Origin of the sequence: Streptomyces sp. SAI-135, from assembly GCF_029893805.1 — a bacterium.
Lineage (GTDB): Bacteria > Actinomycetota > Actinomycetes > Streptomycetales > Streptomycetaceae > Streptomyces.
Genome location: NZ_JARXYP010000002.1, coordinates 8,065,699 through 8,086,732, shown reverse-complemented (window position 1 = coordinate 8,086,732; position 21,034 = coordinate 8,065,699). Strand labels below are relative to the sequence as shown.

Genomic DNA, 21,034 nt, shown 5'->3' with positions numbered 1-21,034 from the left:
GTGCCGGCGAGGGCCACTCGGCCCGGTGACCGGCCCGCTCAGCCCCTGGGCAGGTACGGGGTCCGGCTCGACGCTGAAAGCGAAGGCAGTGAAGGAGGACCAGCCATGAAAGCCACGAAGATCGGCTCCGTGATGGTCGGGGACGTCGTCGCCGTCACCTGCGACACCCCGTTCAAGCAAGTCGCCCGGGTGCTGGGCGACCACCGCATCAGTGGGGTGCCGGTCGTCGACGAGGACGACAAGGTCCTCGGGGTGATCTCGGAGACGGACCTGATGCTCCGGCAGGCCATGGGCACCCGCACCCGTCCGTGGCGGGGGCGTCTGCGCCGTGGCAGCCGCAGAACCGCGGCGAAGAGCCGGGCCCGGACCGCCGGCGGACTCATGTCGGCACCGGCCGTCACCGTGCGGGCCGACGACACGATTCCCGAGGCCGCCCGGCTCATGGCCCACCGCCGCGTCGAACGGCTGCCCGTGGTGGACGAGGAGGACCGGCTCGTCGGCATCGTCACCCGCCGCGATCTCCTGGAGGTCTTCCTGCGCAGCGACGAGGAGATCCGCCGCGCGGTGCAGCAGGAGGTGCTCCTCAACACCCTGTGGCTGGCTCCGCAGAACGTCACTGTCTCCGTTCGCAATGGTGTGGTGACCCTCGCGGGGGAGCTGGAACGCCGCAGCGAGAAGTCCATCGCCCTGCGCACCACCGGGCGGGTGGACGGGGTCGTGGGCGTGGTCGACCGCCTCACGTACCGGCTCGACGACGCGCGGCTCCAGCCGGCCGAACAGGCCCTGCACGGCGTGGCCGACAACTGGCTGCGCAAGTTGTGACCCTTGCCGGTCACACGGACGATCGGAGACAGTCATGGTTCCTCTCCTGCTGATGGGCGCGGCCGTGGTGGGCGCCGGCCTGGTGTTCGGGTACAGCTCGTTCATCGTCGGCTTCGTCCTGATGGCGGTCGGCGTCCTGGGTCTGATCGCGTTCATGTCGACGCCGGGCGTGGTCCGGCGGCCCGGTGAGCACGAGGTCGTCATCGAGAAGCACTTCATCGGAGACGGCGAGGATCACCGTCACTACCGGACATGACCGGGTGACGGCACGCACCAGGGGCCGACCGGCACGAACACCGTGCCGGTCGGCCCGGGTCGCTGACGGCCGCCCCGCAGCACCGTGGAAGCAGAAACGGATCCGGGAGGCGGCCATGACCGAACACGCCGACGGCGGCGACCGCATCGTGGTGGGTGTCGACGGTTCCGAGGCGTCCCGGGCGGCGCTGCGCTGGGCGACCGAGGCGGCGCGCCGACTCGGAGCGGAGGTCGTGGCCGTGCACGCCTGGGACCCGGCGCCGGCCCTCGCCCCCTACGCCCGCGTGCGTGACCGCGCCCAGCAGGCGGCTCAGCGGGAGCGTGCGGCCGAAGTCCTCGCCGCCGCCGTCCGGGAGACCGTCGGCCCCCGGGTCGATCCCGCGGTGCGTGCCGTCCTGGTCGAGGGCCCGGCTGCGCGTGTCCTGCTCCAGCAGTCGCGCGGTGCCCTTCTGCTGGCCCTGGGCCTCAGCCGTCCCGTCCAGGACGGGCCGCGGCCGGCGGTCAGCTCCGTGGGCCGTGAGTGCCTTCGGGGTTCCCCGGTCCCCGTGGTGGCGGTGCCGGTGCCGGTCTCCGAGCGGCCCGTGCCGGCTCTGCGGGCCGTCGGACCGTATGAGGTCGTCGTGTAGCCGACCGGCGGATCAGGCGACCGCCGAAGGGCCGGGCCCGTCGGCGGTGGCCTTTCGCGGGCCGGCGGCCGACGGGTTGCTCAATGGCTCACGCGCGCACGCCGATCCGCTTCCACGGGCCGAGGCGGCGCCGGTGCGGGGGCGGTGCCGGGCGGCGTCTGCTCTGCGGGCCGTCGGACCGTATGAGGTCGTCGTGTAGCCGACCGGCGGATCAGGCCACCGCCGAAGGGCCGGGCCCGTCGGTCGTCGCCCTTTCGCGGGCCGGCGGCCGACGGGTTGCTCAATGGCTCACGCGCGCACGCCGGTCCGCTTCCACGGGCCGAGGCGGCGCCGGAGCGGGGGGCGTCTGCGCCCGGCGACGTGCGACGCGCAGCGCGAGTGCGTCGAAGAGTGCGGTGAGGACGACGGTCACACCCATCGACGCGAACAGCAGGAGCACGAACCTCTCCCAGAACTCCGGCGTGAGACTGGTACCCACGGTCCTCTCCCCCTCTCGGAATCGGCGTCGTTCCCCTCGTGCCTCCAGTCCACTCCGCCGCCGCCGTCGGCGCATGAGGCGACCGGCCCGCATCCGGGGCCACAGCGGCCCTTGTACCGGGCCGGCGGTGGGAGGCGGAGCCGTGGGACGGGTCACCGCACCAGGACCCGCTCCCCCGAGCGCGGCACCGCCGCGGTCCAGCCCAGCGTCCGGTCGATACGGTCGCGCAGTGCGGCGGCCGCCTCCGGCTCGCCGTGCACCAGGTAGGTGGCGTGCGGGGCGGGGGCGCCCCGGAGCCAGTCGATGATCTGCGCGGCGTCGGCGTGTGCGGAGAAGTGCGGCACGTCGGCGACGAGAGCGCGGACCGGGACGTACTCGCCGAACATCTTGATCACCTTGGCGCCGTCGACGAGATCCCGTGCCCGGGTGCCCTGGGCGGCGAAGCCCACCACGACGACGGCGTTGCGCGGATCGGGCAGCAGGCGCCGCAGATGGTGCAGCACCCGCCCGCCGGTGGCCATGCCGGACGCCGACACGATGACGGCCGGTCCGCCCGAGCGGCTGAGTTCGACGGACTCGTCGATCGAGCGTACGGCGCGGAACGGCTCGGGACTCAGAGCGGCGGTACCCGCGACCGCGACCTCGGGGCGCAGTTCGGGGGCCCGGGCGGCAATCGCGTCACGGTAGACGTCGAGGGCGGCCAGGGCCATCGGGCTGTCGACGTAGACCGGCACCGCCGCCGGGAGCCTGCCCTCGCGGCGCAGTCCGGCGAGTTCGTGCAGGAGGATCTCGGTGCGGTCGAGTGCGAACGCCGGGATGACGACGGTGCCGCCCCGGGCGAGAGTCCGGGTCAGCACGTCGGCGAAGTGGGTCCGGCCGGCCTGCTCCTCGTGGCGCCGGTTGCCGTAGGTCGACTCCATGAGCAGGACGTCGGCTCCGGAGAACGGCTCGGGCGGGAGCAGCAGCGGGTGGCCCGGGCGGCCGAGGTCGCCACTGACGGCCAGGGTGCGGCCGTCCTCCAGGGTGAGCCGGGCCCAGGACGATCCGAGGATGTGCCCGGCGGGGTGCAGGCTGAGGCTGGTCCCGGTGGCGATGCCGGCGGTCGTACGGGGCGGCACGGCGTCGACGAGCTTCAGGGTGCGGTCGACGTCCGAGTCGTCGTACAGCGGTTGCGCGGGGCGGTGTTTGGACCAGCCGTGCTCGTTGGCGTGCCGGGCCGTCTCCGTCTGCAGTCTGGCGCTGTCGCGCAGCACGATCTCCATGAGCCGCGCGGTGTACTCCGTCGTCACGATCCGGCCCCGGAAACCGTGCCGCACCAGCCGGGGCAGGTAGCCGCAGTGGTCCAGGTGGGCGTGGGTGACCACGACCGTCTCGATGTCCGCGGCGTCACAGGGCAGTCCGCGCCAGTTGCGCCTGCGCAGCTCCGCGATGCCCTGGAAGAGACCGCAGTCGACCAGGACACGGGCGTGGTCGCTCTCGACCAGGAACTTGCTGCCCGTCACGGTGCCCACGCCGCCGAGGAACGTCAGCAGGGCGGGCCGGGACGAGGTTGTTGCCGGACCGGCCGGTCCCGATACCACAGTGGTCATGACACACGGCTCCTTCGGTGCGCGCCCTCGTTCGCCTCTCCCCCGCTGCCTGCGTCTCCAGCGTGCGGCCTCGCACAGGCCCTGAGGATGGGCCGACCGGGCCCGAGCACGGTCGGCTGTGGACACGGATGAGGGACCGAACGGCCATCCGGCGTGCTCTGTCCGGCCCATGACCCCGCGGACCCACGCGCGCTCCACTGGAAGCACAGGCAGCCGAGGCCGAGGGAGGCCCCGCCATGACGCACACCGCAGCAGAGACCGTCTCCACGAGGGAGCCGTACGCACCGGACGTGCACCTGATCGAGGTCGCGCACGCCAACGGGGACGCGTACGACGTCGACATCCGCGGACACCGGCTGCTCGTCGACCAGCCCGTGGAGGCAGGCGGCACGGATGTCGCGCCCACCCCGGTCGAGATGTTCGCCGCGTCCCTGGCCACCTGCGTCGCCTTCTACGCGGGCCGCTACCTCGACCGGCACCACCTGTCCCGCCGCGGGCTGCGGGTGCGCGCGGAGTTCACCATGGCCACCGACTCGCCGGCCCGCGTCGGCGCGCTCCGCATCACGCTGACTCCTCCGCCCGCGTTGTCCGCACAGCGTCACGCGGCCCTGCTGGCCGTCGCCTCGCACTGCACCGTGCACAACACGCTGCGGCAGCCGCCGGCGGTCGTCCTCGACCTGGATCCCGCGACGGGTGACGCCATGTGAACGGCGTGAGCGGGTGTGCGGCCGGACAGCTGTCCGGCCGCACACCCGCTCACGCCGTTCACCGCGTCGGGGCGCTCAGCCCTGCCGCACGGGAATGGTTTTGGTCCCCGCCTTCGTCTCCGGGACCGGAACCGTGACGGTCAGCACGCCGTCCTTGTAGTCCGCCGTGGCGTCGTCACCCTTGGCACCGGCCGGCAGCCGGACGGATCGGGTGAAGGTGCCGTAGCGGAACTCGGTGTGGTGCTTGTCCTCGACCTCCTCGGTCCGCTCCGCCCGCAGGATGAGAACCCCTTCCGTGACAGTGATCTCGACGTCCTTGGCAGGGTCGACGCCCGGCAGCTCCGCCCGCAGGACGTACGTGCCGTCCGTCAACCGCTCCTCGATCCGGATACCGTGCGTCCCCGGCGCCGTGTGCGCCACGGGAAGGCCGGTCTCGACCCAGCCGAACAGGTCGGGCAGGGCCGGCCAGCCGGTGAGCCGCTCGATCATGCCGCTCATGTCACCCTCCTCTTCGCTCGTGACGGTTCAAGCGTCACGCGCGAGGACGGGTACGCGCGTGAGCCGACCGGCCCCGCGAGGGACCCGGTCGGCCCTTTCGGACGGTCCTGTTCTTCCGCATGACAGGTCATGGCCTTCCGCCTCACCGGTCAGGTCCTTCCACCGCACCGGTCAGGTCCTTCCACCGCTCGGCGCGACGCGCGCCCACTCCGACTCCCAGTCGCGCATCCGCCGCCGGTCCAGCCGCAGCCGGGCCAGCCATCCGCATCCGAAGGCCACGGCACCGGTGCCTGCCGCGACCAGCACACCCGTCAGCGCCGACTGGAGCCGCGCCTCGGCCGGGGTGAGCGGGGTCCGCGCCAGGTCGCCCCGGCGATCGATCCACACGGTGACCGCCGAACCCGTCGTGCCGCCCAGTCCGACCCGGGCCACTCCCGTGCGGGTGGAACCGTCCGGAGCCGTCCAGCGCACCTTCGCCCGCACCGTGTCGCCGGCGCCGTCCCCCGTCAGCGCGGGGGTTCCGTCCGCGTTCTCGATGAGTGTCGCCGATACGGCGTGCAGTGCGGCTCGCCGGGCGGCGAGCCCGTCCTCCATGGCCACGCCCGCCGCTTGCCCCGCGAGCCAGCCGCCCGCCAGCGCCACGATCCAGGTGGCCAGGACGATCCAGGTCTCCACCCTGTCACTGCGCCGCCGGAGCGGATTGCGCCGCCACCGCCACAGCAGCTTCCTCCTCATGCGCCCCCGCGTCGTCCTCGCCATGAGTCGGCACCTCCTCTCACCGGTGGCTGTCCGACGGGGCCGGAAGGTCCCGGTCCGCGCCGCCTGCCGGGGTGGCGCCGGGAAGGTCCGGGTCGAGGTCCGGCCTGCGGGGCGGGCCCAGCAGGGCGCAGTCCACGTCCACCACTCCCTCCACGGCCCGCACCAGACGGGCCGCGACCGGCACGATCGAGGTGTCCCGCACCCGGCCGGTCAAGGCCACGACGCCGTCGCGCACCGTCACCCGGATCGGCTCCACGGGATCGGGGAAGAGAAACGCGACGACCTGGTCCCGTACCTCCCCGGCGATGTCCTCGTCGTCCCGCAGGAACACCTTCAGCAGGTCCGAGCGGCTCACGATGCCCTCCAGGACGCCGTCGGCGTCCACCACCGGCAGCCGTTTGACCTTGCCCCGCGCCATGGCCCGCGCCGCCTGGGCGAGTGTCGCGTCGGCCCTGACGGTGACGGCGGGGGCCGTCATCAGGTCCTCGGCGGTCCGCGCCCCGGCCTTGGACAGGTCGGAGAGCCGGCGCAACCGGGCGTACCGGTCCGGGTCTCCCTCGCGGAACTCCTCCTTGGGCAGCAGGTCCGCCTCGGACACCACGCCCAGGACCCGGTGGTCGCCGTCGACGACGGGCAGGGCGCTCACGTGCCACCGGCCCATGGCCTTGACGATGTCCTTGAAGACCGTGTCGCGCACCAGGGCGACGACGGTGTGGGTCATCACGTCTGCGACGGTGTGCGGGGTGCCGTGCATGGTGGCCTCCGGTGCTGCCGGGACACGGACGGCCACGCCCTCGGGCAGGGCGCAGGACGTCCTGACTCCAGACTGGGCCGCCGGCCCGGGAAGCGCATGGGCCGACCGGTCCCCGTCAAGGTCCCCACCCGGCCTTCGAGGCCCGCCGGGACTTTCCGCCGGCTCGCTCCACGGCCCGGGATCTCGCGCCCCTGCGGCGCCCGCGAGAAAGGGAGCCGGTGCCCCATGCCCTGCTCCACCACGCGCACTGCCCGGTGGTCCTGGTGCCGGTCGCCGCACAGGCCGGTACGGCAAGGGCCCGTCGGACCCCCCGGCCTGCCCGCACGGCCCTCGCGGCCGGGTGCGTGCGGCGGCGACGCTGGTCGTAGGACTGATGCAGCGTGTCCCGTCCCGGGGCGAAGGAGCTGATCGACCATGACGACCCTTGCCGGAGTACCGGACCGACCGGTCCGGGTCGAAGCGGTGCTCGACGCACCGTTGTCGCGCTGGCTGTGGCTGGTGAAGTGGATCCTGGTCATTCCCCACTACGTGGTGCTGTTCTTCCTCTGGATCGGCTTCACCTTCGTGAGCGTGGCCGCGTTCTTCGCCATCCTGTTCACGGGCCGCTACCCGCGCCCGCTGTTCGACTTCAACCTCGGCGTGCTGCGCTGGAGCTGGCGGGTCGCGTACTACTCGTACGGGGCCCTCGGCACGGACCGCTATCCGCCGTTCAGCCTCAAGGAGGAACCGGACTACCCGACCCGGCTGGACGTGGCCTACCCCGAGCACCTCTCCCGTGGTCTGGTGCTGGTGAAGTGGTGGTTGCTGGCCATTCCGCACTACATCGTCATCGGGTTCTTCCTGGGCGGCCTGCGCATGGGCTGGTGGGACGGCGGCCTGATCGCCGTGCTGACGCTCGTCGCGGCGGTGATCCTGGCCTTCACCGAGAAGTACCCGAAGCAGATCTTCGACCTGGTGCTCGGCCTCAACCGCTGGGTGCTGCGGGTCGCCGCCTACGTCGCCCTGATGACGGACGAGTACCCGCCGTTCCGCCTGGACATGGGAGGCACGGAACCGGCCGGACCTGAGCCGCCGGACAGCCGCAGGCAGTCACAGGACAGTCCGTGAAGGACACCCACCAGGGAGGTGTTGGCCGTGCTTCGCCCCATCGTCGTTGGTCTGGATGGTTCACGTGAGAGTCTCGCGGCCGCCGACTGGGCGGCGCGGGAGGCCCTGCTGCGCGGACTTCCGCTGCGCCTGATCCATGCCTGGGAGGGGCTGCCGTCCGACGCGGCCGACCTTCCCGAACTGGAGGCACCCCGCTACTGGGCGCGGCGGATCCTGCGCGGCGCCATGGACCGTCTCGACGAGCGGTACCCGCAGCTGGCTCTGAGCGGCGACCAGATCGCCCGGCCCGCGGCCGACGCACTCGTCGACGCGGGCGCGGAGTCGGAACTGCTGGTCCTCGGCAGCCGCGCGTTCAGCGGCTTCGGCGGCTTCATGGCCGGTTCGGTGGCGTCGGCGACCGTGGCCCACGTGGTACGGCCCGTGGTCCTCGTACGAGCCGATCAGCCTCCTGAGGACGAGCACCTGCCGGATCCGGCCGGCCTGTCCCCGGCCCGCACCCCCGAGCGTGCCGTCGTGGTCGGCGTCGATCCGGCGCGCTGCGAGGAACTGCTCGCGTTCGCCTTCGACAGCGCCGCCCTGTACGCGGCGCCGTTGCGGGTGGTGTACGCGTGGCAGCTCCCGTACATGCCGGGTGCGGCCGAGGCGAAGGCCCGCGAGGCGGTACGGAAGATCGCCGAACGGAGACTGGCCTCCGTGCTCGCTCCGTGGCGGGAGAAGTACCCCACCGTCGCGCTCCAGCCGCTGGCCGAGGAGGGGCGCCCCGCCCAGCGGGTGCTGGACGCCACGAGCGACGCCTGTCTGCTGGTCGTCGGACGCCGGATCCGTCCGGGCAGGCTCGGCGCCCACACGGGGCCGATCACCCACGCGGTCCTGCACCACGCCCGCTGCCCGGTCGCCGTCGTGCCGCACGAGTGACGGCGAAACGCACCCCGTCCGGCCCCTCACTGAGGCCGTCCGGCCCCTGAGGAGCCGGGCGGTTCGGCGGTACGACGGAAAGAGGCCGTCCGGAAGGAGAGTGCCGTGTTCCAGGTACGCATCCATGGCCGCGGCGGACAGGGTGCCGTCACGGCCGCGGAGTTGCTGTCGGTGGCAGCGTTCGTGGAGGGCCGGTACGCCCAGGCCTTCCCCAGCTTCGGCTCGGAGCGCACGGGCGCGCCGGTGATGGCGTTCTGCCGCATCGACGACCGGCCGATCCGGGTACGGGAGCCGGTGATGTGCCCGGACGCGCTGGTGGTCCAGGACCCGACGCTGCTGCACCAGGTGAACGTCTTCGACGGACTGCACCCCAGAGGTGCCGTACTCGTCAACTCACCGCTTTCCGCTGAGGAATTGGGGCTGGCGGAGTTCGTGGTGGCCGGCCGTGTGCTGACCGTGCCCGCGACCGCGCTGGCCCTGCGTCACTTCGGGCGCCCGGTGCCGAACGCCGTCCTGCTGGGCGGCCTCGCCGCGCTGACCGGCTGTGTGGCGATCGACTCGCTCGTGGCAGCCGTCGGGGAACGCTTCCCGGGCAGGCTCGGCACCGCCAATGCGGACGCCGCCCGGGAGGCGTACGAGCACGTGAGGCACGCGCGGGAGGAGCACGTCCATGCTGAAGCAGACTGAGGGATCCCGTGCGGTCGCCGAGACCGTCGCGTACTGCCGGCCGGAAGTGATCGCCGCCTATCCGATCTCTCCGCAGACCCACATCGTGGAGGAGCTCAGCCGCCTGGTGAAGTCCGGCGTGCTCGGCCCTTGCGAGTACGTCAACGTCGAGTCCGAGTTCGCCGCGATGTCGATGTGCATCGGAGCCTCGGCGGCAGGCGCCCGTACCTACACGGCGACCGCGAGCCAGGGCCTGCTGTACATGGTGGAGGCGCTCTACAACGCCTCCGGCCTGGGCCTGCCGATCGTGATGACGGTGGCCAACCGGGCCATCGGCGCCCCCATCAACATCTGGAACGACCACAGCGACACCATGTCCCAGCGCGACTCCGGCTGGATCCAGCTGTACGCGCGCGACAACCAGGAGGCGGCCGACCTGCACCCGCAGGCCTTCCGGCTCGCCGAGGAACTGTCCCTGCCGGTGATGGTGTGCATGGACGGCTTCGTGCTCACGCACGCCTGGGAGCGGATCGAGGTCCCGGAGCAGGCACAGGTGGACGCCTTCCTGCCGCCGTACGAACCCCGCCAGGTCCTCGACCCCGACGAGCCGGTCTCGATCGGCGCGATGGTCGGCCCGGAGGCGTTCACGGAGGTGCGCTACCTCGCCCATGCCAAGCAGATGCGGGCGCTGGAGGCGATCCCGGACATCGCGCGCGAGTTCCGGCAGGCGTTCGGGCGGGACTCCGGCGGGCTGATCCACCCCTACCGTTGCGAGTTCGCCGACACGATCGTCGTCGCCCTCGGCTCGGTGCTCGGCACGGTCTGCGACGTCGTCGACGAGATGCGTGAGGCCGGGGTGCGGATCGGGGCGCTGGGGATCACCTCCTTCCGGCCGTTCCCCCTGGAGGCCGTACGGACCGTGCTCGGCAACGCCCAGCGGGTCGTCGTCCTCGAGCGCGCCCTCGCGGTCGGCATCGGAGGGATCGTCTCGGCGAACGTGCGCACCGCGCTGTCGGGAATCCGGCTCGACGGGCACACGGTCGTCGCCGGACTCGGCGGGCGGCCGATCACCAAGGACTCGCTGCACCGGCTGTTCACCGACGCGATCGCCGGACGTCTCGGGCAGCTGGAGTTCCTGGACCTCGACACGGAGCTGGTGGAGCGGGAGCTGGCGCGGATGGCTCGCACCAGGAGGTCCGGCCCGTCCGCGGAGAACATCCTGCGCGACCTGGGGAGCAACCGATGAGTGCCGTACAGCAGGTGAAGTTCTACCAGGTCGGCAGCCACGCGGCCGGAAACCGGCTGCTGGCACCGGAGCTGCGCTCCGACCAGGCCGACCCGGGCCGTTGCAACGCGCTCACCTCGGGCCACCGTGCCTGTCAGGGCTGCGGCGAGGCACTCGGCGCCCGGTACGTGCTGGACGCGGCCCAGCGGGCGTCCGGCGGCAAGGTGATCGCGGTCAACGCCACCGGCTGCCTGGAGGTGTTCTCCACCCCGTATCCCGAGACCTCCTGGCAACTGCCGTGGCTGCACTCGCTGTTCGGCAACGCGCCGGCCGTGGCCGCGGGCGTCGCCGCGGCCCTGCGCGCCAAGGGCCGTACCGACATCCGAGTGGTCGGGCAGGGCGGCGACGGGGGCACCGTGGACATCGGGCTGGGCTGTCTGTCCGGCATGTTCGAGCGGGGCGACGACGTCTTCTACGTCTGTTACGACAACGAGGCGTACATGAACACCGGCGTACAGCGTTCCGGTGCCACTCCGCCGACCGCGCGCACGGCGACCACCCAGGCGGTGGGCGAGGACCCGGGCGCCCCGTTCGGGCAGGGCAAGAGCCTGCCGCTGATCGCGATGGCGCACGAGATCCCGTACGTGGCCACGGCCACGGTCGCGGGACTGCGTGACCTGGAGGCCAAGGTGCACCGGGCGATGGGCCTGCGCGGCGCCCGGTACCTCCATGTGCTGGTGCCCTGTCCCCTGGGCTGGGGCACGGCGTCCTGTGACACGGTCCGCATCGCCCGGCTGGCCGAACAGAGCGGCCTGTTCCCGGTGTTCGAGGCGCGCGACGGTGAGGTCACCGACGTGACGCCCCTCCGCAGGCGGGTCCCGGTGGAGGACTACCTGCGGCCGCAGAAGCGGTACGCGCACCTGTTCGAGCCCGAGGTCCGCACCGATGTCATCGCCCGCCTCCAGCGGGCCGCCGACCGCAACATCGCCCGCTTCGGGCTGCTGGCGCACAAGGAGGCGTCGTCATGAAGGAGAAGCCGTTCGCCATCACCCTGGACGTGGGCTCCAGCCTGGCCAACCGCACCGGGGCCTGGCGGACCGAGCGTCCTGCCTACGTCGACCGGCTGCCGCCGTGCAACCAGGCGTGCCCGGCCGGGGAGAACGTCCAGCAGTGGCTGTTCCACGCGGAGAGCGGCGACTACGAGTCCGCGTGGCGGCAGCTGATGCGCGACAACCCGCTGCCCGCCGTGATGGGCCGGGTCTGCTACCACCCCTGCGAGACGGCCTGCAACCGGGTCCAGGTGGACGACGCCGTCGGCATCAACGCGGTCGAGCGTTTCCTCGGTGACGAGGCGATCCGGCGCGGCTGGACGGTCGAGGCGCCACGGGAGACCTCCGGCAAACGGGTCCTGGTCGTCGGCTCCGGTCCGGCCGGCCTGTCCGCGGCCTACCATCTGCGGCTGCTCGGGCACGAGGTGACCGTCCGTGAGGCGCAGGACAAGCCCGGCGGCATGATGCGCTACGGCATCCCGCGCTACCGTCTGCCGCGCGAGGTGCTGGACGCCGAGACCGACCGCATCCTGGCCCTCGGGATCACGCTGGAACTCGGCCGACGGGTCGACGACGTGCTGGCCGCGCAACGCGAGGGCGGTTTCGACGCGGTGTTCCTGGCGGTGGGCGCGGGTATCGGCCGCCGCGCCTACATCCCCGCGGGCGACAGCGCGAGGATCCTCGACGCGGTGGCGCTGCTGGCCGGCGTCGAGGGCACGGAGGGCCCCCTGCTGGGCCGGCGGGTGGCCGTCTACGGCGGCGGCAACACGGCCATGGACGCGGCCCGCACCGCCCGCAGGCTCGGCGCCACCGACGCCGTCGTGGTCTACCGGCGCACCCGGGACCGGATGCCGGCGCACGACATGGAGGTGGAGGAGGCCTTGGAGGAGGGCGTGCGGATGAAGTGGCTGTCGACCATCAAGCACGCCGACGGCGGGCGGATCACCATCGAGCGCATGGAGCTGGACGAGTCCGGATTCCCGCAGCCCACGGGGGAGTTCGAGGAGCTGGCCGCCGACACGGTGGTCCTCGCGCTCGGCCAGGACTGCGACCTGTCCCTCCTGAAGGACGTACCGGACCTCTCCGTCGACCACGGGACGGTACGGGTGGCCGAGGGGCTGATGACGGGCCACGACGGTGTCTTCGCCGGCGGCGACATGGTGCCCGCCGAGCGCACGGTCACGGTGGCCGTGGGACACGGCAAGAAGGCGGCACGGCACATCGACGCGTACCTGCGGGGCACGCCCTACGAGCCCGCGCCCAGGCACGCTCCGGCCGACTTCGACCGGTTGAACACCTGGTACTACTCCGACGCCCCGGCGACGGTGCGGCCCACGCTCTCGCTGGCCCGCCGGGTCTCGACGTTCGACGAGGTGGTCCAGGGGCTCGACCAGTCCACCGCCCTCTTCGAGGCCCGGCGCTGCATGTCGTGCGGGAACTGCTTCGAGTGCGACAACTGCTACGGCGTGTGCCCCGACAACGCCATCACCAAGCTGGGGCCCGGCAAGGGCTTCGCCATCGATCTCGACTACTGCAAGGGCTGCGGTCTGTGCGCGGCGGAGTGCCCGAGCGGGGCGATCGAGATGGTGCCGGAGGAGTGACTGCGGGTCAGCCGACGAACTCCGAGACGGCCGCCTTCAGTTCGCTCAGCCCCTTCTTCGCGTCGGTGAAGAACATGCCGGTCTTCGGATCGGTGTAGAGCTCGTTGTCGACGCCCGCGTAGCCGTGGCCCATCGACCGCTTGATGACCACCACGCTCCTGGCCTTGTCGACGTCCAGGATCGGCATACCGGAGATGGCGTTGCCGGGGCGGCGGGCGATCGGGTTGGTCACGTCGTTGGCACCGATCACCAGGGCGACGTCGGCCTGCGGGAACTCCGGGTTGATCTCGTCCATCTCCTTCAGCTGCGTGTACGGCACGTTCGCCTCGGCGAGCAGCACGTTCATGTGCCCGGGCATCCGGCCGGCGACGGGGTGGACGGCGTAGCTGACGTCGATGCCGTGGTCGGTCAGCAGCTTGGCCAGGTCGCCCAGTTCGTGCTGGGCCTGGGCGGCGGCGAGGCCGTAGCCGGGGACGAAGACGACCTTGCTCGCGTAGGCCAGCTGGACGGCCACGTCGTCCGCGGAGACGGGCCGCACCCGCGCCGGAGCACCGGAGCCGGCCGCCGCCGGGGCGCTGTCGCCGGTACCGAAGCCGCCGACCATGATCCCCGCGATCGAGCGGTTCATGGCGTCGGCCATCAGCTTGGTCAGGATGCCGCCCGAGGAGCTGACGAGCATGCCCGCGACGATCAGCGCGGTCTCGTTCAGGACGAAGCCCGCCATCGCGACCGCCGAGCCGGTGAAGGCGTTCAGCAGGGCTATGACGACCGGCATGTCGGCGCCGCCGATGGGCAGCACCAGCGTCACGCCGAACAGGAGGGCCACGGCCACCAGCCCGTACAGCGCCGTACGGGAGTCCGGGGCAAGGACCAGCCAGACGGAACCGGCGACGAAGGAGACGGGCAGCAGCACGTTCAGCGAGCGTGCTCCCGGGAAGACGACCGGCGCCCCCGACACCAGCCCCTGGAGCTTCCCGGCGGCGACCAGCGACCCGGAGAAGGTCACCGCGCCGATGACGATGTCCAGGGCGCCCGGCAGCGAGACCCGTGCGCCCGCGTTCTCGATCCGGAGCAGGTCGTTCACAGCGATCAGCGCGGCCGCCCCGCCGCCGACGGCGTTGAAGAGGCTGACCAGTTGGGGCATGGCGGTCATCCTGACCTCGCGGGCGGCGTAGAGCCCGAGGGCCGCGCCGACGAGTCCGCCCGAGGCGAGCACGAACCAGCCGGCCCGGCTGATCGTGCCTTCGTCGGCCACCAGCCACACCGTGGCGGCGATCGCGACGGTCATCGCCCCGGCCGAGAGCGTGTTGCCCCGGCGGGCCGTGCGCGGGTGGTTCATCAGGTGCAGGCCGATCACGAAGCAGGCCGCCGCGGCGAGAAAGACGTAGTGGACGGTGTCGGAGACGTTCATGACGGTCGCACCTCCTTTCCGGTGGGCGGCTTGGCCTTGAACATCTCCAGCATCCGGTCCGTGACGACGTAGCCTCCGACGACGTTCGTCGCGCCGAACACCATGGCCACGAAGGCCAGGCCGTAGCCGAGCCAGGTGTCCGACTCGGCCGCGATCAGCATCGCGCCGATGACGACGATGCCGTGCACCGAGTTGGAACCGGACATCAGCGGGGTGTGCAGCGTCGCGGGCACCTTGCTGATGACCTCGATGCCGACGAGGACGCTCAGCACGAACACGGTGATCGCGGTGAGGAGATCCAGGTCGTTCATGATGACGTTCCTCCCATCAGGGCCCCGGTGATCTCGTCGGCCGGGTCGAGGACGAGTTCGCCGTCGCGCACCAGATGGCGCAGCAGGGCGACGAGGTTGCGGGCGTACGCGGTGGAGGCGGCGGTGGCCATCGCGGACGGCAGGTGTCCGGCGCCGATGACGGTGACTCCGCCTGCCAGCACGTCCGTCTTGTCGGGCTCGGAGCCCTCGACGTTCCCGCCGAGTTCGCTCGCGGCGAGGTCGACGACGACCGCGCCGGACCGCATCCGCGCCAGGACGGCGCCGCTGACCAGGAGCGGCGGCCGGCGTCCCGGCACCTGGGCGGTGGTGACGACGATGTCGGACCGGGCGATGTGCTCCTCCAGCGCCGCCCGTTGGACCTTCTGCTCCGCCACGGTCAACTCCTGCGCATAGCCACCGCGTTCGGTGCCCGGATCCTCTTCTTGAGGGCTCTGGACGTCGAGGAACCGGGCACCCAGTGACTCCACCTCCCCTCGCGATTCGGGGCGTAGGTCGTACGCCGTGACGACGGCGCCGAGGCGGCGGGCCGTGGCGATGGCCTGCAGCCCCGCCACTCCGGCGCCGAGGACGAGGACCTGCGCCGGGCGCATGGTGCCCGCCGCGGTGGTCAGCATCGGGAAGAAGCGGTCGTAGGAGTCGGCCGCGAGCAGGGCCGCCTTGTAGCCGGCGATGTTCGCCTGGGAGGTCAGCGCGTCCATGGACTGGGCGCGGCTGAGGGTGCGGGGCAGCAGATCGAGGCTGACCGTGCGCACCCCGCGCCGGTGTAGGTCCTGCACCAGGGCGGGCTGCCGCAGCGGTCCGAGCAGTCCGATCAGGGTCTGTCCGGCGCGCAGCGCCCGGGCGGTCTCCGCATCGGGCGGTCCCACGCACAGCACGGCGTCCGCCCGTGCGTACAACTCGTCCGGTGCCACCACGCTCGCTCCTACGGAGGTGTAGTCGGCGTCCGTGAACCAGGCGCCGGAGCCGGCCCCGGTCTCGACGAGCACGTCGATCCCGGCGCGGCGCAGGAGGGTGACTGCCTCGGGGACCAGGGCGACCCGGCGTTCGCCGGGTGCCCTTTCCCGTACGGCGGCTACGGTGACGTCTGCCATGATCTGCTGCCTCTCTCGGCAGGACCCGGGTGCGGGTCTCAGAACTCGAAGACGAGCCGTGCCTCGGCCCGTCCGCCGAGGACCTCGTCGAAGGATTCGTTCACCTGGTCCAGGCGCCGGGGTTCGGCGATGACCTGGGTGCGTCCGGCGGCGTGCAGGGCGAACACCTCGGTCAGGTCCTGGCGGGTGCCGACGATGGAGCCGATGACGGAGATGCCGCCGAGGACGGTCTCGAAGATCGGCACCTTGATCGCCGCGTCGTCCGCGGGCAGCGCGACCATGACCAGGCGTCCGCCGCGGTTGAGGGACCTGTAGGCCTGCTCGAACGCCTTGGGCGCCGCGGCCAGCACCACGGCCACGTCCGCGCCGCCGGCGTTCCTGATCTCCTCGACCGGGTCGTGGGTGCGTGCGTTGACGATCTGGTCGGCTCCCAGTCGGTGGGCCAGGCCCAGCTTGTCCGGCTCCAGGTCGACGGCAGTGACGAAGGCCCCGACCAGACGCGCGTACTGCAGGGCCAGGTGGCCGAGACCACCGACACCGAAGACGGCGACGCGTTCGGCCGGGGTCACCCGCGCGACCTTGATGGCCTTGTAGGTGGTGACGCCCGCGCAGGTCAGCGGTGCCGCGTCGAAGGAGGGGACACCTTCGGGCACCCTGACCACGGCGCCCGCGTTCGCGACGGCGTACTCCGCGTGACAACCGTCCACCGAGTAGCCGGAGTTGACCTGCGACTCGCACAGGGTCTCCCAGCCGGAGACGCAGAAGCGGCAGGTGCCGCAGGAGGAGCCGAGCCACGGGATCGCGACCCGCTCGCCGACGAGGTCCCGGGAGACCCCGGGTCCGACGTCCTGGACGGCGCCCACGCCCTCGTGACCGGGGACGAACGGCGGCCGCGGCTTGACCGGCCAGTCGCCGTGGGCGGCGTGGATGTCGGTGTGGCAGAGCCCGGAGGCCGCCATCTTGACGAGCACCTGGCCGGGGCCGGGCTCCGGGACCGGCAGGTCCTGGATCTCCAGGGGCTTGCCGAAGTCGGTGACGACTGCTGCCTTCATGGTCCGCTCCTCAACTGTTGCCGTTCCGGGGTGTTTTGATCCGGGTCACGAAACGCCGCCCGTCTCCGGCCGCCAGGGAGCAGCCGCCCGGCGTGCCCGTTTCGACGTCGAGGACGAAGACGGGGCGGCCGAGGGCCTCGTACTGGTCGGCGTTCATGTGGAAGGTGCAGTTGTCCACCACGCCGACGAGCATGTCGCCGTCGCCCAGGGCGAACTCGCCGGCCGGGAAGCACCTCGGCTCGCTTCCGTCGCAGCAGCCGGCGGACTGGACGAACATCACCGGCCCGCCGTGGGCGGTGTGCAGGGCCGCGATCGCCCTGCGCGCCGCCCGGGTGGCGGTGACGCGCCCGACGGTGCCGTTGTGCAGCTTCGCGGGCATGTCGGTGCACTCCTTCGAAGGGGCGGGACCAGAACGGTCCCAGCGGCTTGGGTACTGATCGGCGGCCACCGGGCCGAGATCGGCGGGGAGTTCCCGTCCTCGCGAGTTCGGCGCCCTCCTTGACGCCGAACTCGACGTACGAGGTCCAGGAAGTCGTCGTCGCCGACGACCACGGGCGGGGCCGCGCGCCGCTCGTGTGCGGTGCGCGGGTCCGCGTCCGAGGCAGGGGGGAAAGCATCCATGGCACCTCCCGTGCACCTTCCGCCGACCGCTCACCCACGCACCGGCGTGGTCCGCAGAGGCCTGGACGGCCCCGCGCCAGGGCCTCCTGGACCCGGCAGGCTGCGGGGGGCTCACCTTCCAGGGTCGTCGGGCGCACGAAGGAGCGCGATGGGCCACCCGGCCGTAAGACGCGGCCACAGGACCCCTGTTGGGCGACGGGGTCAGTCGGTTACCGGGACCCGCCACACCAGCGTCGTGCCGCCCGTCGCGGGACAGTCGATGGTCAGGTCACCGCCGTACCCCTCGGCGCGGTCGGCGAGGTTGCGCAGCCCGCTGCGGCGGCCCTCGGCCGGGATGCCCACTCCGTCGTCGGACACGGTCAGCCGAACCTCACGCCCGTCGGTCTCCAGGACGACGTCCGCGCGGCCGGCGCGCGCGTGGCGGGCCACGTTGGTCAGCGCCTCGGAGAGCACGGCGATCACGTCGTCGGCGATCTCCCGGGGCACGTCCGTGTCGACCAGGCCCTCCATCCGGATGCTGGGAGCGAAGCCCAGCACCGTAGCCGCCTCGCCGACCACCCGGACCGCCCGGGCCCGCAGTCCCGACCCGGCCCCGCCCTCGCGCGAGCGCAGCCCGAAGATCGTGGACCTGATGATCTTGATGGTCTCGTCCAGGTCGTCCACCGCGCGCACGACCCGCTCCGAGGCCTCGGCGTGCTCGATCAGACGGCCGGCGCTCTGCAACGTCATCCCGGTGGCGAAGAGCCGCTGGATGGCCAGGTCGTGCAGATCACGGGCGATCCGGTCGCGGTCCTTGAGCACCGCGATCTCCTCGGCGTCCTGGCGGCGCTCCGCCAGCTCCATCGCGACCGCGGCCTGCGCGGCGAAGCCCCGCAAGGGCTCGATCTCCTTGTCGGTGAACGGCGTCCGGCCGGTCTCCCGCACCAGCAGAACGACCCCGCGCACCCCTTCCGTGCCCGAACCGATCGGCACCGCGACCGCCGGACCCAGCCCGCCGAAACGCTCCGCGGCACCCGCGACCCGCTCGTCGGTGGAGGCATCGGCGCTGGTGACCGGAGACGCGGAGGCGAAAGCGTGGCCGATGAGACTGCTCGTCACGGGAAGCACGAGCCCGCGGTGCGCGTCGGCCCCCTGTCCCACGGCCAGTTCCACGGTGAGCGAGTCGGTGTCGCCCATGGGTGCCGCGACCAGCGCGAGGGCGGCACCGGTGTTCTCCCGGGCCCGGTCCGCGATCAGCCGCAGCACCTCCGTGTGAGCGGCGCCGGACATCAGACGGTGGGTGATCTCCGCGTTGGCCCGCAGCCAGCGCTCACGCAGCCGGGAGTCCTCGTACAGGCGCGCGTTGTCGATGGCCACACCGGCGGCCACCGCCAACGTGGACAGCACAGCCTCGTCCTCCTCGTCGAACTGCGCGCCGCCCCGCTTCTCCGTCAGGTACAGGTTGCCGAAGACCTGCTCACGCACCCGGATCGGGACGCCGAGGAAGGTGTTCATCGGCGGGTGGTGGGGCGGGAAGCCATAGGAAGCGGAGTGGTCGGAGAGCTTGCTCAGCCGCAGGGGCTCGGGGTGGCGGATGAGCTCCCCGAGGATGCCGTGCCCCTCCGGATACGGTCCGATCTCCGCGATCTGCTCCTCGGTGACCCCGACGGTGTGGAAGGCGGAGAGCCGTTTCCCGTCGGGGCCGATCACGCCGAGGGCCGCGTATTGCGCGTCCACCAGCGCGGCGGCCGCCTCGACGATGCTGTGCAGCGCCTGCTCCAGATCCAGTTCGCGGCCGACCGAGAGCACCGCCTCCAGAAGGCTGTGCACCCGGTCACGAGTGCCGCGGGCCGCGTCCAGACGGGCCTGCAGCTCCTCCAACAGCTCGTCCAGCCTCAGCTGCGGCAGCCCGACACGGGCCTCCCCGGTTCCCTCCGAGCCACCCACCTGCGAACCTCCAGATCCCCTGCGCCGGCCCCCCGTGCCGTCAAATGCCAAGGTAATGGTCCCGGGCACCGGGCGATACAGGGGCAGGTGGCCGGGTGTCGCCCGGGTGGCCCCGTCGGTCAGCCGCGCGGCAGCCGCGCGGCGACGAACTGCGTCAGATCGAGGAGCCGGTTGGTGTAGCCCCACTCATTGTCGTACCAGCCGAAGACCTTGACGAGTTCTCCGTGCGCCTGGGTCAGAGGGGCGTCGAAGACGCACGAGGCCGGGTCGCCCACGACGTCCCGCGAGACGATGGGGGCGTCGGAGACCCGCAGCACGCCCTTCAGCGGACCGTCGGCGGCCTCCCGGAAGGCGGCGTTGACCTCGTCCACGGTCACCGGGCGTTCCAGCACCACGCTCAGGTCGGTCAGCGACCCGTCCTCGACGGGGACCCGCACGGCGATCCCGTCCAGAGTGCCCGCGAGCTCCGGCAGCACCAGGCCGACCGCCCGGGCGGCCCCGGTGGACGTGGGGATGATGTTGACGGCGGCACTGCGGCCGCGCCGCAGGTCCTTGTGCGGGCCGTCCAGGACGACCTGGTCGTTGGTGTAGCCGTGGATGGTCGTCATCAGCCCCTTGACCAGGCCGAAGTGCTCGTCGAGCACCTTGACCATGGGGGCCACGCAGTTGGTGGTGCAGGAGGCGTTGGAGACCACGTGGTCGCGCTCGGGGTCGTACGTTCCCTCGTTGACGCCCATCACCAGCGTGGCGTCGACGCCCTTGCCCGGCACGGACAGCAGCACCTTGCGCGCTCCGCCCTTCAGATGCGCTCCGGCCTGCTCACGGGTCCGGAAGCGGCCCGTGGACTCGATCACTATGTCGACACCGAGGTCGCCCCAGGCCAGCGCGGCCGGATCGCGCTCGGCCGTGACCGCGATGCGGTGTCCGTCGACGGTGATGGAGTCGTCGTCGTGCTCGACGGGGCGGCCGAGGCGGCCGTACGTCGAGTCGTAGGCCAGCAGATGGGCCAGTGCGGCCGGCGAGGTGATGTCGTTGACCGCCACGACCTCGACCGGTGTGCCGGTTTCCTTCTCCGCGCGCTCCAGCACCAGACGCAGGTAGTTGCGTCCGATACGGCCGAAGCCGTTGATTCCCACGCGCACGCTCATGTTCGTCGTCCTCCCCGGTCGGTGTCCGTTTCCCCGCCAGTCTCCTGCGGCCGATCGCGGCAGGGCTTGGGCCGTACGGGGTGCACCGGGGGACGTCCGGCCCCACGGGGTCCGCCGGACCTCAAGATCCTGACCGGAGAGCCTCCAAGGGCACCGGGGCCGTCGGCCCCGTCGCGGAGCCTGTCGGGGTGCGGGCCGAGGGCGACGTGGACGAGCAGGAGATCACCTGACGCGCTGTCGAGCTCACCGACCGGCTGCGCGGCCGACTGGGGAGTGCATGACGCACCGCCAGGACGCCTCCCGCGGGAGCGCCGACCCGCCTCCGTGGCGGGGCGGCCCGGCGGACGAACAGCAGGGCTGACGGGGCGAGGGGCTTCTCGGGTGGCACCCGGCGTCATGACC

At 72.2% G+C, this 21,034-nt stretch carries 22 protein-coding genes; 10 read left to right on the top strand and 12 right to left on the bottom strand.

What is annotated here, in order from left to right; translation table 11 throughout:
• Nucleotides 1-105: 105 nt before the first annotated feature.
• The 3 genes from M2163_RS41030 (at nucleotide 106) to M2163_RS41020 (ending at nucleotide 1,703) form a co-directional block, all read left to right on the top strand.
• The gene (locus M2163_RS41030; protein ID WP_280847790.1) at nucleotides 106-822 is read left to right on the top strand and encodes a CBS domain-containing protein; all 717 of its coding nucleotides are present in this window, start codon (nucleotides 106-108) and stop codon (nucleotides 820-822) included.
• Nucleotides 823-856: 34 nt separating this feature from the next.
• Entirely contained in the window at nucleotides 857-1,078 is a 222-nt protein-coding gene (locus M2163_RS41025) for a hypothetical protein (RefSeq protein ID WP_280896565.1), read from the top strand.
• Between the two features lie 115 nt (nucleotides 1,079-1,193).
• Nucleotides 1,194-1,703 carry a universal stress protein gene (locus tag M2163_RS41020; RefSeq protein WP_280896564.1) on the top strand — a complete coding sequence of 170 codons (510 nt, stop codon included), beginning with the start codon at nucleotides 1,194-1,196 and terminating at the stop codon, nucleotides 1,701-1,703.
• A 280-nt stretch (nucleotides 1,704-1,983) separates the two neighbouring features.
• On the opposite strand, the gene M2163_RS41015 is transcribed toward M2163_RS41020, so the two are convergent.
• The gene (locus M2163_RS41015; protein WP_280847793.1) at nucleotides 1,984-2,181 is read right to left on the bottom strand and encodes a hypothetical protein; all 198 of its coding nucleotides are present in this window, start codon (nucleotides 2,179-2,181) and stop codon (nucleotides 1,984-1,986) included.
• Nucleotides 2,182-2,333: 152 nt separating this feature from the next.
• Entirely contained in the window at nucleotides 2,334-3,770 is a 1,437-nt protein-coding gene (locus tag M2163_RS41010) for an MBL fold metallo-hydrolase (protein ID WP_280847794.1), read from the bottom strand.
• 236 nt (nucleotides 3,771-4,006) lie between these two features.
• Between M2163_RS41010 and M2163_RS41005 the strand changes: the two genes are divergently transcribed.
• Nucleotides 4,007-4,477, top strand: a complete 471-nt coding sequence (locus M2163_RS41005; RefSeq protein WP_280847795.1) for an OsmC family protein — start codon at nucleotides 4,007-4,009, stop codon at nucleotides 4,475-4,477.
• 75 nt (nucleotides 4,478-4,552) lie between these two features.
• Here M2163_RS41005 and M2163_RS41000 read toward each other — a convergent pair whose 3' ends face one another.
• The 3 genes from M2163_RS41000 to M2163_RS40990 all read right to left on the bottom strand — a co-directional run bounded on the left by M2163_RS41000 (nucleotide 4,553) and on the right by M2163_RS40990 (nucleotide 6,488).
• The gene (locus M2163_RS41000) at nucleotides 4,553-4,975 is read right to left on the bottom strand and encodes an Hsp20/alpha crystallin family protein (protein WP_280847796.1); all 423 of its coding nucleotides are present in this window, start codon (nucleotides 4,973-4,975) and stop codon (nucleotides 4,553-4,555) included.
• Nucleotides 4,976-5,146: 171 nt separating this feature from the next.
• The gene (locus M2163_RS40995) at nucleotides 5,147-5,734 is read right to left on the bottom strand and encodes a hypothetical protein (protein ID WP_280896563.1); all 588 of its coding nucleotides are present in this window, start codon (nucleotides 5,732-5,734) and stop codon (nucleotides 5,147-5,149) included.
• Between the two features lie 16 nt (nucleotides 5,735-5,750).
• On the bottom strand, nucleotides 5,751-6,488 hold the full coding sequence (locus M2163_RS40990; protein WP_280896562.1) for a CBS domain-containing protein: 738 nt from the start codon (nucleotides 6,486-6,488) through the stop codon (nucleotides 5,751-5,753).
• A 414-nt stretch (nucleotides 6,489-6,902) separates the two neighbouring features.
• On the opposite strand from M2163_RS40990, the gene M2163_RS40985 reads away from it, so the two are divergent.
• The 6 genes from M2163_RS40985 (at nucleotide 6,903) to M2163_RS40960 (ending at nucleotide 13,051) form a co-directional block, all read left to right on the top strand.
• The gene (locus tag M2163_RS40985) at nucleotides 6,903-7,595 is read left to right on the top strand and encodes a DUF4389 domain-containing protein (RefSeq protein WP_280847799.1); all 693 of its coding nucleotides are present in this window, start codon (nucleotides 6,903-6,905) and stop codon (nucleotides 7,593-7,595) included.
• Between the two features lie 27 nt (nucleotides 7,596-7,622).
• Nucleotides 7,623-8,510 carry a universal stress protein gene (locus M2163_RS40980; RefSeq protein WP_280847800.1) on the top strand — a complete coding sequence of 296 codons (888 nt, stop codon included), beginning with the start codon at nucleotides 7,623-7,625 and terminating at the stop codon, nucleotides 8,508-8,510.
• A gap of 105 nt (nucleotides 8,511-8,615) precedes the next feature.
• On the top strand, nucleotides 8,616-9,197 hold the full coding sequence (locus M2163_RS40975) for a 2-oxoacid:acceptor oxidoreductase family protein (protein ID WP_280896561.1): 582 nt from the start codon (nucleotides 8,616-8,618) through the stop codon (nucleotides 9,195-9,197).
• A complete protein-coding gene (porA, locus tag M2163_RS40970) occupies nucleotides 9,181-10,422 on the top strand; it encodes a pyruvate ferredoxin oxidoreductase (RefSeq protein WP_280896560.1) in 1,242 nt (413 codons plus the stop codon). The genes M2163_RS40975 and porA overlap by 17 nt, the downstream gene beginning before the upstream one ends.
• A complete protein-coding gene (locus M2163_RS40965) occupies nucleotides 10,419-11,429 on the top strand; it encodes a thiamine pyrophosphate-dependent enzyme (RefSeq protein ID WP_280847803.1) in 1,011 nt (336 codons plus the stop codon). Before porA ends, M2163_RS40965 begins: the two co-directional genes overlap by 4 nt.
• Nucleotides 11,426-13,051 (top strand): NAD(P)-binding protein, encoded by a 1,626-nt coding sequence (locus M2163_RS40960; protein WP_280896559.1) that lies wholly within the window; start codon nucleotides 11,426-11,428, stop codon nucleotides 13,049-13,051. The genes M2163_RS40965 and M2163_RS40960 overlap by 4 nt, the downstream gene beginning before the upstream one ends.
• A 7-nt stretch (nucleotides 13,052-13,058) precedes the next feature.
• Here the strand turns inward: M2163_RS40960 and M2163_RS40955 are convergent, their stop codons facing one another.
• The 7 genes from M2163_RS40955 to gap form a co-directional block, all read right to left on the bottom strand.
• Entirely contained in the window at nucleotides 13,059-14,462 is a 1,404-nt protein-coding gene (locus M2163_RS40955) for an NAD(P)(+) transhydrogenase (Re/Si-specific) subunit beta (protein ID WP_280896558.1), read from the bottom strand.
• Nucleotides 14,459-14,773 (bottom strand): NAD(P) transhydrogenase subunit alpha, encoded by a 315-nt coding sequence (locus M2163_RS40950; protein ID WP_280896557.1) that lies wholly within the window; start codon nucleotides 14,771-14,773, stop codon nucleotides 14,459-14,461. The genes M2163_RS40955 and M2163_RS40950 overlap by 4 nt, the downstream gene beginning before the upstream one ends.
• Complete coding sequence (locus tag M2163_RS40945) at nucleotides 14,770-15,885, bottom strand: NAD(P) transhydrogenase subunit alpha (RefSeq protein ID WP_280896556.1); 1,116 nt, start codon at nucleotides 15,883-15,885, stop codon at nucleotides 14,770-14,772. The genes M2163_RS40950 and M2163_RS40945 overlap by 4 nt, the downstream gene beginning before the upstream one ends.
• A gap of 38 nt (nucleotides 15,886-15,923) precedes the next feature.
• Nucleotides 15,924-16,937 (bottom strand): zinc-dependent alcohol dehydrogenase, encoded by a 1,014-nt coding sequence (locus M2163_RS40940; RefSeq protein ID WP_280847808.1) that lies wholly within the window; start codon nucleotides 16,935-16,937, stop codon nucleotides 15,924-15,926.
• Between the two features lie 10 nt (nucleotides 16,938-16,947).
• Nucleotides 16,948-17,316, bottom strand: a complete 369-nt coding sequence (locus tag M2163_RS40935) for a DUF779 domain-containing protein (RefSeq protein WP_280847809.1) — start codon at nucleotides 17,314-17,316, stop codon at nucleotides 16,948-16,950.
• A gap of 443 nt (nucleotides 17,317-17,759) precedes the next feature.
• Nucleotides 17,760-19,484 (bottom strand): GAF domain-containing protein, encoded by a 1,725-nt coding sequence (locus tag M2163_RS40930; RefSeq protein ID WP_280896555.1) that lies wholly within the window; start codon nucleotides 19,482-19,484, stop codon nucleotides 17,760-17,762.
• A gap of 119 nt (nucleotides 19,485-19,603) precedes the next feature.
• A complete protein-coding gene (gap, locus tag M2163_RS40925; RefSeq protein WP_280896554.1) occupies nucleotides 19,604-20,632 on the bottom strand; it encodes a type I glyceraldehyde-3-phosphate dehydrogenase in 1,029 nt (342 codons plus the stop codon).
• Nucleotides 20,633-21,034 lie beyond the last annotated feature (402 nt).

Coding starts and splice junctions, on each gene's coding strand:
- M2163_RS41030 (WP_280847790.1), top strand. CDS start 106: ATGAAAGCCACGAAGATCGGCTCCGTGATGGTCGGGGACGTCGTCGCC.
- M2163_RS41025 (WP_280896565.1), top strand. CDS start 857: ATGGTTCCTCTCCTGCTGATGGGCGCGGCCGTGGTGGGCGCCGGCCTG.
- M2163_RS41020 (WP_280896564.1), top strand. CDS start 1,194: ATGACCGAACACGCCGACGGCGGCGACCGCATCGTGGTGGGTGTCGAC.
- M2163_RS41010 (WP_280847794.1), bottom strand. CDS start 3,770: ATGACCACTGTGGTATCGGGACCGGCCGGTCCGGCAACAACCTCGTCC.
- M2163_RS41005 (WP_280847795.1), top strand. CDS start 4,007: ATGACGCACACCGCAGCAGAGACCGTCTCCACGAGGGAGCCGTACGCA.
- M2163_RS41000 (WP_280847796.1), bottom strand. CDS start 4,975: ATGAGCGGCATGATCGAGCGGCTCACCGGCTGGCCGGCCCTGCCCGAC.
- M2163_RS40995 (WP_280896563.1), bottom strand. CDS start 5,734: ATGGCGAGGACGACGCGGGGGCGCATGAGGAGGAAGCTGCTGTGGCGG.
- M2163_RS40990 (WP_280896562.1), bottom strand. CDS start 6,488: ATGCACGGCACCCCGCACACCGTCGCAGACGTGATGACCCACACCGTC.
- M2163_RS40985 (WP_280847799.1), top strand. CDS start 6,903: ATGACGACCCTTGCCGGAGTACCGGACCGACCGGTCCGGGTCGAAGCG.
- porA (WP_280896560.1), top strand. CDS start 9,181: ATGCTGAAGCAGACTGAGGGATCCCGTGCGGTCGCCGAGACCGTCGCG.
- M2163_RS40965 (WP_280847803.1), top strand. CDS start 10,419: ATGAGTGCCGTACAGCAGGTGAAGTTCTACCAGGTCGGCAGCCACGCG.
- M2163_RS40960 (WP_280896559.1), top strand. CDS start 11,426: ATGAAGGAGAAGCCGTTCGCCATCACCCTGGACGTGGGCTCCAGCCTG.
- M2163_RS40955 (WP_280896558.1), bottom strand. CDS start 14,462: ATGAACGTCTCCGACACCGTCCACTACGTCTTTCTCGCCGCGGCGGCC.
- M2163_RS40950 (WP_280896557.1), bottom strand. CDS start 14,773: ATGAACGACCTGGATCTCCTCACCGCGATCACCGTGTTCGTGCTGAGC.
- M2163_RS40945 (WP_280896556.1), bottom strand. CDS start 15,885: ATGGCAGACGTCACCGTAGCCGCCGTACGGGAAAGGGCACCCGGCGAA.
- M2163_RS40940 (WP_280847808.1), bottom strand. CDS start 16,937: ATGAAGGCAGCAGTCGTCACCGACTTCGGCAAGCCCCTGGAGATCCAG.
- M2163_RS40935 (WP_280847809.1), bottom strand. CDS start 17,316: ATGCCCGCGAAGCTGCACAACGGCACCGTCGGGCGCGTCACCGCCACC.
- gap (WP_280896554.1), bottom strand. CDS start 20,632: ATGAGCGTGCGCGTGGGAATCAACGGCTTCGGCCGTATCGGACGCAAC.